12 protein-coding genes are annotated in these 12,995 nt (G+C 59.6%); 4 read left to right on the forward strand and 8 right to left on the reverse strand.

Going from position 1 to position 12,995, the window contains the following annotated elements; all coding sequences use genetic code 11:
- Positions 1-65 precede the first annotated feature (65 nt).
- The 3 genes from HDF16_RS18900 to HDF16_RS18910 form a co-directional block, all read right to left on the reverse strand.
- Entirely contained in the window at positions 66-884 is an 819-nt protein-coding gene (locus HDF16_RS18900; RefSeq protein WP_184220150.1) for an SDR family oxidoreductase, read from the reverse strand.
- Positions 881-2,290: an FAD-binding oxidoreductase gene (locus HDF16_RS18905; RefSeq protein ID WP_184220153.1), complete on the reverse strand. Its 1,410-nt coding sequence runs from the start codon at positions 2,288-2,290 to the stop codon at positions 881-883. Before HDF16_RS18905 ends, HDF16_RS18900 begins: the two co-directional genes overlap by 4 nt.
- 108 nt (positions 2,291-2,398) lie before the next feature.
- Positions 2,399-2,848, reverse strand: a complete 450-nt coding sequence (locus HDF16_RS18910) for a nuclear transport factor 2 family protein (RefSeq protein WP_184220156.1) — start codon at positions 2,846-2,848, stop codon at positions 2,399-2,401.
- A gap of 95 nt (positions 2,849-2,943) precedes the next feature.
- Between HDF16_RS18910 and HDF16_RS18915 the strand changes: the two genes are divergently transcribed.
- The 4 genes from HDF16_RS18915 (at position 2,944) to HDF16_RS18930 (ending at position 9,913) form a co-directional block, all read left to right on the forward strand.
- On the forward strand, positions 2,944-3,855 hold the full coding sequence (locus HDF16_RS18915; RefSeq protein ID WP_184220160.1) for an NAD-dependent epimerase/dehydratase family protein: 912 nt from the start codon (positions 2,944-2,946) through the stop codon (positions 3,853-3,855).
- Positions 3,856-4,067: 212 nt separating this feature from the next.
- Positions 4,068-6,605, forward strand: a complete 2,538-nt coding sequence (locus tag HDF16_RS18920; RefSeq protein ID WP_184220163.1) for an ABC transporter permease — start codon at positions 4,068-4,070, stop codon at positions 6,603-6,605.
- 249 nt (positions 6,606-6,854) lie between these two features.
- Entirely contained in the window at positions 6,855-7,199 is a 345-nt protein-coding gene (locus HDF16_RS18925; RefSeq protein ID WP_184220166.1) for a PadR family transcriptional regulator, read from the forward strand.
- Between the two features lie 2 nt (positions 7,200-7,201).
- Complete coding sequence (locus HDF16_RS18930; protein ID WP_184220169.1) at positions 7,202-9,913, forward strand: ABC transporter permease; 2,712 nt, start codon at positions 7,202-7,204, stop codon at positions 9,911-9,913.
- A 248-nt stretch (positions 9,914-10,161) separates the two neighbouring features.
- Here the strand turns inward: HDF16_RS18930 and rplT are convergent, their stop codons facing one another.
- The 5 genes from rplT to HDF16_RS18955 form a co-directional block, all read right to left on the reverse strand.
- A complete protein-coding gene (gene rplT / locus HDF16_RS18935) occupies positions 10,162-10,551 on the reverse strand; it encodes a 50S ribosomal protein L20 (protein WP_184220173.1) in 390 nt (129 codons plus the stop codon).
- A 191-nt stretch (positions 10,552-10,742) separates the two neighbouring features.
- Positions 10,743-10,940, reverse strand: coding sequence for a 50S ribosomal protein L35 (gene rpmI, locus HDF16_RS18940; protein ID WP_184220176.1), 198 nt, complete (start codon positions 10,938-10,940; stop codon positions 10,743-10,745).
- Positions 10,941-11,310: 370 nt separating this feature from the next.
- Complete coding sequence (locus HDF16_RS18945) at positions 11,311-11,985, reverse strand: hypothetical protein (RefSeq protein WP_184220178.1); 675 nt, start codon at positions 11,983-11,985, stop codon at positions 11,311-11,313.
- Positions 11,986-12,096: 111 nt separating this feature from the next.
- Positions 12,097-12,492, reverse strand: a complete 396-nt coding sequence (locus HDF16_RS18950) for a helix-turn-helix domain-containing protein (RefSeq protein ID WP_184220181.1) — start codon at positions 12,490-12,492, stop codon at positions 12,097-12,099.
- Positions 12,489-12,815, reverse strand: a complete 327-nt coding sequence (locus tag HDF16_RS18955; RefSeq protein WP_184220184.1) for a type II toxin-antitoxin system HigB family toxin — start codon at positions 12,813-12,815, stop codon at positions 12,489-12,491. Before HDF16_RS18955 ends, HDF16_RS18950 begins: the two co-directional genes overlap by 4 nt.
- Positions 12,816-12,995: the final 180 nt, after the last annotated feature.

The following is a 12,995-nucleotide window of genomic DNA, read 5'->3' on the forward strand; positions in this document are numbered from 1 at the left end:
CCATTTTCATCGGGCGATTACAGCTCCGGCCCGCAAGCAATGGCGGAATCGCTGAGATCGCGTTCCTAGGTATTCGTCTTCTTGAAGATCGTCTCAGGGATATGCGTCAGCACGAACATGATCAGCGCCCACTTCCCCGGGACATACAGCGTGTCCTTCTTCGCATCGACAGCCGCCACGATGCTCTTCGCCACCGCGTTCACGTCCGCGAACTTCTCGCTTCCCGGCATCGACGAGGTCATTGCCGTCTTGGTCGGCCCCGGCTTGATCGTCAGCACGGTCACGCCTTCCCGATCCACGCGATTCCGCAGTCCACCAAGGAACGCCGACAAGCCCGCCTTCGACGATCCATAAACATAGTTAGACTTCCGGCCACGATCTCCCGCCACCGACGAGATTACCGCCAGCACGCCCGAGTGCCGCTGCACGCAGTAGTTCGCCAGCCAGGTCAGCAGCGACACCGGCGCCGTAAAGTTCGTATGCAGAATCTGCTCCGCCGTCCCGAAATCCGCCTCCGCCTGCGCCTGATCACCCAGCACGCCGTGAGCAAGATATGCCACGTCGAGGCCGGTCAGCGAGTTCACCGCATGAGCCAGCAACTCCGGGTGCGTCGACGTGTCATCGAGGTCCGCAACCGCCGTGTCTACATAGTGGGCTCCGCGCGTCTTCAGGTCAGCCGCAACTGCGGCCAGTTTGTCCGCGTTCCGAGCCACAAGAAACAGGCTCGCCCCCTTGGCCGCCCAGATCCGGCAGGTAGCTTCGGCAATGCCTGAAGTCGCACCCAGCACCAGGATCTTCTTCGAGGCGTAGATCGTCTTTGCCGGTACAGCGTGCAATGCAAGTTCAGGAGTCCCGTTCTGTGTATTCACGGTCTGTGTGCTCATAGTATGGTCTTATCTCCGGTAACGCGCTCCCAGAAGCTGGAGGTAAGCAAGGGGTCACGGAAGCGCTCAAGCTTCTCCCACTGAGGATAGAAAGCTTGGAACTGCGAAGCGGTCATCGCGGCATCCTTCGCCGGATAAAGCCGTCCGCCGTACTCGCGAGTCATGTCCGCCAACCGCTCGAACAACGGAAAACTCAAATTCGGCTTGATCGGAAAGTCCAGCGCCAGCGTGATTCCCGGCTGCGGAAAGCTCATCAATCCCGGCGACGGCACATCGCCAAACGCCTTCAGCACCGCAAGGAACGACGCCAGACCCGACTTCGCCACAGCGCCCAGGATCGCAATGGTCCCTTCGCGCGCGTTCTCCCACGGAATCGCATACTGGAACTGCAGCAGACCGCTCTTCCCATACATCCGGTTCCAGTGCAGCACCTTATCCAGCGGATAGAAGAACGGCTCGTAATCCTGTAGCGCCTTCACATGCGGCTTCAGTTGCTTATGAAAGAAGACCGTATTGAACGCCGTGACCGAGTACTGATTCAACGCAAATCCCGGAGCGTCGAACGGAAACACCAGCTTCGGCTCCGGCGAGGGATTTAGCTCGTCCGGCACCCTCGAGTGGTCGCCCAGCATGAACACGCCGCGCGCAAAGTTCTTCCCCGTCGATACGCAATCGACCCAGCTCACTGTGTACTCGATGTGCTTGTACTGCTCGGTCAGCGCGAGGAACTCGTCGATCCCGTGGAACTGGATCCCCTCGTAATCGATCGCCCGCGACACAATCGGCTTCATGCGCAACGTCGCCCACGGAATCACTCCCGTCAGCCCCAGCCCGCCAATAGTCGCCGAGTACCAGTCCGGATTCTCCGTCGGCGAACAAAGCTTGTAGCTCCCGTCCGACCGCATCAGCCCAAACTGCGTCACATGGGACCCGAACGTCCCGGCCACATGATGGTTCTTGCCATGAATATCATTCGCAATCGCGCCACCGAGGGTCACATATTTCGTCCCCGGCGATACCGGTAGAAAGAACCCACGCGGCACGCAGAAGTCCAGAATCTGCGCCAGCGTAATCCCCGCTTCCGCCGTCAACAGCCCTGTCGCCGGATCGAAGTCCAGTAGCCGGTTCATCCCGGTTGTCAGGAGCAGGTTGCCATCCTTCAGAAGACAGCTATCGCCATAGCTCCGGCCCATGCCGACGGCCAGCGCCCCGCCGTGAAGCCCCTTCATGGAGCCCGGGATATCTCCCTGCCAGTTCAGAGGAACGATCTTTGCGTCATAGACCGGATACCGTCCCCACGGCTCGAAGGGCGGTTTGAAACCAGGCTGAGGGGGTGCCTGGTAGGGCGGCCTCGCAGATGTTCCCGTTTCCTGTGCAGGTTCCTGGACGCTCGCAGATTGTGCCATGTTCCCAGAATAGCTGATCCGGATCGAATTCCAATGAAAAAGCTGCCCTGCCACAGGTACTCCGCGTGACTCTTTCGCAGCCTTGAAATCCCGCGATCTTCTCTGAACCTATTCCCTTGCCTCGGCAAGCAAGACGAACAGCTCCGACCGCAGCTTCCATCCCTTTTCCGTACGCCGCCACATCGCCGAATACGTTCCCGTAAAGAGGTTCCGTCCGTCCGCCAGGGTTGCCTTCCAGTGTCCGTGCTCCGCCGCCAGCGGAAGTGCAGCCGAGAGACAAATCTCCTCCGCAACCCGCTCGTAGCTCAAAGGCGAACGCTGCTCAAATCCGTGCGCAAAAGCCGCAATGTACTCCTCGCGACGAAGAAAAGTACCGTCCCCAATCACCACAACAAAGTCCTCGGCAAGACTGGCCGAAACGCCCGCAACATCCTGCGCGGCGATCGCCCGGTTCGACTCCGCGCGAATCGCGCGAATCTTTGCCTCTTCAGGGGATATCGACGAATAGCTGGCGAGCGAGCTCTCCAACAGCACAGCTGCCCTTCTGACTTTTTTCATCGCACCAGCATAGCGCGACGCCACTTACGCCCTTATGCTTACCATGTTCCAGCGGAGGCCTGAGTACCGGCTGTTCCATCGATAGGGAGAGAGCGATGCGCGTATTTGTAGCAGGAGCCAGCGGGGCGATCGGCGAGCCGTTGATCGCCGAGTTACTAAAGCAGGGGCATTCTGTGGTGGGAATGACAACCAGCGAAGCACGAGCAGGAAATCTGGTCCGTCAAGGAGCAGAAGCCGTGATCGTCGACGCATTCGACGCCGCCGCAGTAGACGCCGCGCTGCGGCAATCGAAGGCAGAGGCGGTCATAGACGAACTCACCTCGTTGCCAAAAGAGCAAAGCGACATGCCGAAGTACGCCGAAGGCGACCGGAAGCTCAGGTTGGAAGGCGGAGGAAACCTGTTTCACGCGGCAATCGCGAATGGCGTCCGGCGATATCTCCAGCAATCAAGCGGCTTCTTCCTGAAGGCTGCGGAAGGAAGACTGGCAGACGAGTCCGCCCCTCTGGACATGAATGCCAGCCCCAGCGTCGCCGCCAGCGCCCGGACGTATACCGAGCTTGAAATGCGGCTCTTCAGCTCAAGCGCAATCGAAGGCGTAGCCCTCAGATACGGATTCTTTTATGGCCCCAAAACCTGGTACCACCCCGGCGAGGCCGCAGCGAACATGATCATGCGGCAGCAGAATCCCGTTGTAGGCAAAGGCGAAGGCGTCTCCTCCTTCGTTCACATCGACGACGCCGCCATCGCAACCGTAGCGGCTCTCACCGCGGACCCCGGCATATACAACCTGGTCGACGACGACCCTTCGCCACAGGCGGTCTGGCTACCGGCGTTCGCGAAGTTTCTCGGCGCACCCGCTCCCCCACACATGACGGAAGATGAGGTGAAAGCCATCGCCGGAGAAGACATCGTCTACTACGCAACGAAGTTGAGCGGAGCCTCAAACGCGAAGGCGAAGCAGGCCCTCGCATGGAAGCCGCGCCGACTGGAATGGCTGAGCGCCTGACCGAGGACCCGGTATGCTAGCAGCCACTCGTCCAGATTCGGACATCTACTTCCACGAATGAACATCTTCACCGTGAAGATATCTCTAACCCATTCATTCTGAAGCACGCACTTTGGCCCAGCATGTGCCTTGAAGGAGTGTGGCAGGAACCGCCTCACCCATCATCCATCGAGCGGCCCTGCGACCAATAGCGACCAACCCGAGGCGGCGATATGACGACGATCATGCAGGATGTACGCTACGCTCTACGCCAACTGCGCAAGACGCCAGGCTTCACCATCACCGCCGTCCTGACCCTCGCCCTCGGCATTGGCGCAAACGCCGCCATCTTCACCCTCGTCAACGCAGTCCTGCTGCGCGACCTCCCCGTCTCCGATCCCAAGTCCCTCGTCCGCATCGGCGACCGCCGGGCATGCTGCGTCGGCAAGGGAACGCATAGTGACGGCGACAACGGCCTCTTCTCCACCGACACATTCGACAAATTCAGAAGCGCCAATCCCGACTTCTCCGAGCTGGCAGCCATGGAGGCCGGCTACGAGTACCGCCCGCTCACCGCGCGACGCGACAGCGGACAAGAACAGGCGCGGTCCACCATGGCCGAGTTCGTCTCCGGCAACTACTTCCGCATGTTCGGCCTGCAGCCCGCCGCCGGCCGCCTGATGAACGACGCCGACGACCGTGAAGGCGCTCCCATCACCGCCATGATGAGCTATCAAACCTGGGAGAACTTCTACAACTTCGATTCCTCCGTCATTGGCAGCACCTTCTGGGTCAACACCAAACCCGTCACCATCATCGGCATCACTCCCAAAGCCTTCTTCGGAGACCGCCTAAGATCCTCCCCACCAGAGTTCTATCTTCCCCTTCGCTCCGAGTCAGTCGTCCGCGGCACCACCTACGAGCGCGATCCCGAGACGACGTACCTCTGGATGATCGGCCGCGTGAAGCCCGGCGTCTCCCGCGACCTTCTCCAGCAGAAGCTAAGCCAACAATTGCGCCAGATCTTCGCCACGCAGCATCTGTACTCGACCCAGGCCAACAAGCCTCTACTCGATCGCCAGCACGTAATCCTGACCGACGGCGGAGAGGGCGTCCCGGACATGCAGCAGAGCTACGGCACCCGCCTCAAGCTGCTCCTTTGGATCTCCGGCCTCGTCCTCGTCATCGCCTGCGCCAACATCGCTAACCTCCTGCTCGCTCGGGGCATGGCCCGCAAGTCCGAGATGGCCGCGCGCGCCGCCCTCGGAGCTTCGCGTTCCCGCGTCCTCCGCCAGCTACTCACCGAAAGCCTCGTCCTCGCCGCCCTCAGCGGAGCAGCCTCCGTCGCCGTCTCCTACGCCGGAGCGCATCTCCTCCTCCGCATGGCCTTCCCCGGCGGCCAGGCCGTACCCATCGCCGCCGAGCCCTCCCTGGCCGTGATTGGCTTCGCGCTTCTGCTCTCCCTCGTCACTGCTGTCCTCTTCGGCATAGCCCCGGCATGGATCGCCGCCGGAGCTCAGCCGGCCGACATCCTTCGCAGCGGCACCAGGACGACAACCGGCGGCGCATCCCTCCTGCAACGTAGCCTCGTCGTGGCCCAGGCAGGACTCTCTCTGGTACTGCTCGTCGGCGCAGGTCTCTTCGCCCGGAGTCTCGGCAACCTCGAGCACTCCGACATGAAACTTGACCCCACCAACCGCTATATCGTTCACTTCGATCCCCAGACCGCAGGCTACTCCCCATCACAGATCGAAGCCCTCTACCGCAACATCGAAAACCAGTTCCACGCCGTTCCCGGAGTCTTAAAGGTAGGCATCAGCAGCTATGCCCCCATGGAAGACAACAACAACGGCGGCGGCGTCCAGATACAGGGCAAACCCCAGGTGGACAAGGGCGCCACCGTCGTCAAGGTCACCCCGGAGTACTTCGATTCCGTGGGAACCCACGTTCTGACGGGCCGGGGAGTCGGCGTACAGGACGTCTACGGCGCCCCCTCCATCGGCGTCGTCAACCAGGCCTTCGTCAGGACCTTCTTCAATCCTGGCGAGAACCCCATCGGCCGCCGCTTCGGTTCACCCGGCCCCAAATCTTCCGGCGACTTTCTCATAGTCGGGGTCGTAGAGGACACCGTGTATCAGAGCGTTGAATGGAAGAACCACGAGATGTACTTCACACCTATAACTCAGCGCCCCCCAAGCGCCGACGGTCCACTCGAAGAGGACACCTCCTTCTACGCCAGCACAATTGTCGTCTCGACCAGCCATCCCGTCCCGGAGATGGAGTCCATCGCCCGCCGCACGCTATCCTCCATCAACCCGAATCTCGCGGTCGTAAGGTTCCAGACCTTCAGCGCCCAGATCGCTGACAACTTCGTCGAAGAGCGCATGATCTCCCGCCTCATGCTCATCTTCGGAGGCCTCGCACTCCTGCTCGCGACCATCGGCCTATACGGCGTCACCTCCTACACCGTCGCCCGCCGTACCAGCGAGATCGGCATACGCATGGCCCTTGGCGCAAAACGCGGCGACGTCGTCCTGATGGTTCTCCGCAGCGCCATCACCCAGACCCTCATCGGCCTCGCCATCGGAGTTCCCACCGCGTTCTACTGCGTCCGCTTCGTCAAATCGCAGCTCTACGAACTCACCACGCTCGACCCGGCGGCTCTTGCAATCGCTGCTCTAACCTTGCTCCTCGCTGCGCTCATTGCAGGCTGGCTACCCGGCCGCCGCGCAGCCTCCATCGATCCCGCCCGAGCCCTGCGCAGCGAATAGTCAACGCCCACCATTTTTTTGTTCGTCAATCCGAAGGGAATCTGTTTTTGTCTTAAGTAAGCCGGGTGCCCCATCCATGCGCAGTCTTATCGCGAATGGGTGGGATCGTACAACCTGTCCCTGCCTTTTAAAAACCCCATGAGATTCATGGGACACGGAACTTTCCCCCAAGACCCTCCGTAAAGCTCTTCTGTGGACATTGCAAAGGAGAACCTGGTAGCCTCCTGTGCAACATCCAAAGGAGAAGCCATGCCAGCCGATAAGTCCGAGGTCCTGCAAGGAACGCTCGACCTCATGATTCTCAAGACGCTACAAGCCCTAGGCCCGCAGCACGGCTTCGGCATCGCCCGGCGCATCGAGCAACTAAGCGAAGACGTCCTCACCTTGAACGAAGGGACCGTCTACACCTCGCTCCTTCGCCTCCAACAGAAGAGCTGGATCGCCAGCGAGTGGGGCACCTCCGACAACAACCGCCGCGCCCGCTTTTACAGCATCACCAAACGCGGCCTGAAGCAGCTTGCCGTCGAGACCGAAAACTGGGAGCGTATCGCCGCCGTCATCGGCCGCGTCCTCGCCCTCGAGGCCAAGGCCTAGCCATGTCCGACCGCGCGCTCACCTTCGCTGCCAAGTTGAAAGCTCTCTTCACCCAAAGACGCGCCGACACCGCCTTCGACGAAGAGATGACCACGCACCTGGAGATGCTCGCAGAAAAGTACGAGCGCGAAGGCATGAGCCACAAAGAAGCCGCGCGCGCGGCAAGAAGGCAGTTCGGCAACACCACACTTCTAAAACAACGGCAACGGGAATCGAGGACGACCATGTTCTTCACGAATGTCTGGCGGGATGTACGTTACGGTGCGCGTCAACTGGCGAAGACGCCTGTCTTTACAATCGTCTGTGTGCTTACCCTGGCCCTCGGAGTCGGTGCGAACACCGCTGTCTTCAGCGTCATGCACGCCGTTCTGATGAAGATGCTGCCCGTGCAGGACGCCTCGCACGTCTTCTACCTGCACACCACGGGATGGCCCGATGGCGGCTCCCAGACCGGCGACTCCAACACCTCTTTTTCTTACACGATCTACCGGCAGCTCCGCGATCAAAGCGGCTTGCAGGAGGTCATGGCCTTCATCCCAATGTCCTTTAGTGGCAAGGCACCCGTGCGCGTCGGAGGAGTGCCGGAAGAGGCCGCTGGCGACATGGTCAGCGGCAACTACTTTCACGGCCTCGGAGTAGGCACCGAACTGGGCCGCGGCTTTGTGCAGAAGGACGAGGAAGACCACACCCCAGTCACCGTCATCAGCGAACGGTTCTGGTCCACCCATTACGCGCGCAGCCGAGACGTAGTCGGTAAGACCCTCTTCATCAAATCCGTCCCCTTCACCATCGTCGGCGTTGCGGCCAAGGGCTTCGAAGGCACCGAAGGCCGCCTCCCGCTCGACTTCTGGATTCCCCTTCAAAGCAGACCGGAGTTCAACGCCTGGGGCAACCCGGCGGAATACGGCATGTACCTGACCAAACTGAACTTCTGGTGCATGAAACTGATGGTCCGCACCGCGCCCGGCGTCAGCCAGCAACAGGCCCTGGCAAGGGCGCAAACCGTCTTCGATCAGGCTGCATACGCAGGCGTTCGTCCGAAGCGCGCAGGCGATGAGACCTACAAGATCTCCTTCATGGATGCCAAGCAGTTCGACACACAGGACGACTCCTTCGCCAGGATGCTGAAGACGCTGATGGTGATGGTGGTACTTGTGCTTCTGATTGCCATGAGCAACGTAGTGATGCTGCTGATGGCGCGCAATTCGAGCCGGCAGCGCGAGTTCAGTGTGCGGCTGGCCCTTGGCGCAGGCCGCAGAGAGATAGCCCGGCAGTTGCTCACGGAAAGCCTGTTACTTGTGACGCTGGGCGGCGCTACAGCATGGGTCTTAGCGCTGGGCGCAACCCGGGCCTTGGGAACGTGGTCGAAGATTCAATCGAATCTGCAGCCGGATGGAACCGTGCTCTTGCTGACGCTGGGGGTCCTGTTTCTTCTGGCTCTCGTCTTCGGGCTTGCGCCGCTTAGGGCTGCCATGTCGAGCGGTCCGGAGATGGTGCTGCGCAGCTCTGCAACCGTCTCACAATCGAGCTTCCAGAAGGTGCGCGCAGGCAATGCCATTATCGTCGCCCAGATCGCCATGTGCGTCGTCCTGCTGGTAGGCGCCGGATTGCTGCAGGGAACGCTCCGAAACCTCCTCAACACGCCGCTCGGCCAGAAGCCACAAGGCCTGCTCGTATTCGGCGTGCATCCGCAACACGCCCACACCAAGGACGAGAGCATCGCCTTCTTCGTCGCCCTCCAACAGCGACTCCGCACCATTCCTGGCGTCGAGAGCGTCTCGCTCGTCTCCAATCGCCCCGGCTCCGGATGGTCCAACAACAACGCCGGCATCCTTGTCGACGGCCACAAACCCAACGGCATCGAACCCGACCAGGCTGAGTTCCGAGGAAACATCGTCGGCGCGGACTACTTCCGAACCATGGGTGTGCAAGTTCTGCAAGGCCGCGACTTCTCAGACGCCGACACCGCATCCGCACCTAAGTCCCTAATCGTCAACGAGACCTTCGCAAAAAAATATCTCGGCTCATTGAACGCCGTAGGCCACGTTCTCACCGACCCCAAAGGCACCGACCCCAGCCTCATCATCGGCGTCGTGAAAGACCACAAGTACACCAGCATCACCGAAGAGGCGAAGCCGATGATCTGGACCGCCTTCGCGCAGGGTGGCCCCCAGAACGAACTCAACGTCGAGATCCGCGTGACCGGCGACCCGATGGCGATGCTGCCCACGGTCCGAAAGGTCATCGCCCAGATCGATCCCGACATGCCCCTGCTTGATCCCACCACGCAAAGCGCCGTCTTTGAGGAATCCATCTCCCAACAGGCTCTCTTCGCTCGCCTTGCTGGTTGCTTCGGCATCCTCGCCGTCGTCCTCATCGCGACGGGCCTATACGGTACGCTTGCCTACCGCGTAAGCCGCCGCAGCGCGGAGATCGGCGTCCGCATGGCCCTCGGCGCACAACGTTCACAGGTCGTCTGGATGGTGCTCCGTGGAAGCCTTCTACTATGCGCCGCCGGCGTCGTACTCGGTATACCGCTTGCAATTGCGGCCGGGAGAGGACTCGAAAGCTCTCTCTATGGAATGAAAGCTCTCGACGCCGCCAGCTACGCCTTTGCCGTCGTCGGCGTCGCGATCGTCGCCCTCTTAGCCAGCGCGATCCCCGCAGGCCGCGCCGCCAGCGTAAACCCAACCCGCGCCCTCCGCCTCGAATAATCTCGCTTACCAACAAGCCCGGCGTTGCACACAAGTTCGGGCGCCCCATCCATGCGCAGTTCCATCGCGAATGGGTGGGAACGTAGGACGTCCCCTGACCGCTTCCTCAAGCCACCAGGTGCCAGACAGATGCGGAAGTCCTCAAACTCTGTACCCCATTCATCGCGGCTCGATCGCGATGAGTGGGACCGCCACCAAAGCAAAAGGGCACCGCCGAAGCGATGCCCTCAAATCTTCTTACTTTGAAACTAAGCAGCAGCCTTCTCGCGCGCCGACTTCGCCGCAGCCAGAGCCGACTTCGCCTGCGCCGCAAGTACGGCAAAACCGGCAGCGTCATTCGCTCCGATATCGGCAAGAATCTTGCGATCCAGCGGATTGCCAGCCAGCTTCAGACCATTGATAAAGGTCGAGTAGCTCATACCGTTGATCCGGCAAGCCGCGTTGATGCGGACGATCCACAGAGCGCGATACTGCCGCTTCTTCTGCTTACGGCCGGTGTAGGCGAACATGAGTCCGCGCTCGACGGCCTCCTGCGCTGCCTGGTAGAGCTTGGATTTCGTGAGGAAGTAGCCACTCGCGCGCTTGAGGATCTTTTTACGGCGGTCACTACGTTTTGTACTCCGTTTTACACGGGGCATGGTGCATCTCCTTTGGCGTACTACGGTTAAGCGGCTGGAGGGAGGTGACCCTCTTCACACGCTATGCAACTTCAGATCTCGGTGGAAGACGCCACAGGCGGCTTCCAGGGGCCGATAACGCATTTCCTGGCCCTTCGCTCTTTCAAGACGGCTCGATCTGAAAAACTCTTGCTACCCAACCCGAGAAAAACTCAGGCGTAGGGCAACATGCGGGCGACGTTGTACGTGTCCGACTTCGCGATCAGCGCCGACCCGCCCAGCTTGCGCTTGGTCTTGGTGGCCTTCGAGGTCAGAATGTGGCGCATCTTGGAATGCCCGCGCTTGAACTTGCCGCTGGCAGTCTTCGTGAAGCGCTTCGACGCGCCCGAGTGTGTCTTCAACTTTGGCATGGGTTTCCTGGTGACTCTGGGTGAAACTGCACAACCTTCTTAGTCTATACGAGATGCAAGCAGGGTGCCAACTAGAAGTCTAATTTCATTCTTGCTCGGATCTCGTCTCCGGTACAGGTCGTCTACGGTTTTTTACCGACGAGAATAAACACACTTTTTGACCCTCCCTCATCGACGGATAGAGGACCAAGATCGCCTTCTTGGGGGGCGATGTCAGTTGCCAATCCTCCCTTCAGTGCCATCGCAGCTCTTATATACTCTGGAAGCATCTGTATGGGCTCAGACGGTAAGGCGGCCCTATTTGAGGATTGAGCTCCGACATATACGCCAGACCTCATCGCTATCGGAACTGAAAAATCCTTTGAGATGGTTAGCTGGACGTCCCCAAAAGAGTTCTGAGGGGTAACTTGCCACGCATCCATCCAGCATCCGATAGTGCTTTATCAATCTGCATCAGAAGGTTGATCGAGTCCTGGTCTTGGAAGCAACCAAAAAATACGTACTCCGTACCCCTGAACGGTTTCATGGATTCCGTGAGACCCGCTGCATTGGACAGAGACCTCGGCGTTCTTATTCGGGCTAATTCAAGATTTGCTTTAGCTGCTTCAGCCGTAGCTCCAGCAACCTGTGCCTGAGCCTTCGAAGACGCCTCATTTGCTTTAGCGATATCGAGTCGGAATCCCTCAGCCTTTGCATTTGCTTCAGCGGAATTCTGTTCAGCCTGCGCGAGGCTTGCCTGGGCGTGGGCCGCTGATTCATTTGCTGTAGCGATATCTAACCGAAATCCTTCGGCTTTCTTGTTTGCCTCGGCAGAGTGCTGTTCTGCCAGAGCAATGCTTGCTTCCGCCTTTGCCGCTCGTTCCTGCTGTTTCGCTAACTCAGTTTTTGCTCCTGTCAGGTCAACATCGAATTGGCGGAGCTTGCCATCTTGCCGTTTGTTGATGATGTTCCCCGTTATGAGCACGCCAGCCCCCGCGAAGAACGTAAGTCCTAGCAGAACTACCGTAGCTATATCGAACAGCGATTTAAGACCCTCTACGGACATCGCTAAGCTCCCTAATCAACCTTTGTCCTAGTGGCTGCCCTTCTGAGGGCGGGCAGACGGTATGCGAGGAGGAGTTTGGACTCTCGATTCTTCTGACAACATTCGCAGATTTCACCCAAAGAAAACCGCCGGCGACACCCTAAACCTCCGACTCAACCTCGCAATATGATCCCGATTCAACTTCCGCTTCCCCGCCAGAACCAGCGAAACGATGCTCTCGCCGCCCATCTCCCCCGCAATATCCCGCTGCGAAAGCCCATTCTGATCGAGCAGAAACCGCAACACCTCCGCCGGCTTCGCCTCCGGCATTGGGTACCGCTCCGACTCGTACCGGTCGACCAGAACGGTCAGAAGCTCAATCGCCTCTTCATCCTCCCGCGACCGCTCAGCCTTCGCAGTCAGCCCAAACAGTGCCTCGGTGTACTCCGCCAGCTCCTCGTCCGTATGAATCAGCCGCGGAGCTCCCGCTCGGATCATCTCCGTTGGATTCGCTAAAGCTGTGCTCATCGCTTCACTCCCCTATCCCAGTTAACCCGGTTGTCATACTCCGCGTGCGTCAGAAATGACCGGATATAGACATGCCCCTCGGTCAATCGGCCGTCCCGTTCCCGCGAATAGTGGATCACCGTGATCAGCCTGTACCGGTTCCGGCGGAGATTGAACACCACATATCCATCGACCGCGTCCGCATCAGCAAAAACCTGCCGTACTTCGACGAAACCTCGCCATCGCGAGTGCTTCACGATCATTTGCCAGGCCCTGATCTCCTTGGCGGCATCCGGATATCTTGCCTCAGCTTCGGCCAGATGTTTACGCGTAACAATATTCACGAAATCTGCCTGAAAGCCATTCCAGATTACTTTGCAATTTGCAAAGCGTCAACATATTTCATGTAGCTCCGAGGGTGCCTCGGGAGGCCACTCCAGCCCCCAAAAACCACGCCTCCCCGTGCTACACTATAGATACACAAATCGCCCGCAAGATCAGCACTAAACCCCTGAATTGACGCG

Source organism: Granulicella aggregans (assembly GCF_014203275.1).
Lineage (GTDB): Bacteria > Acidobacteriota > Terriglobia > Terriglobales > Acidobacteriaceae > Edaphobacter.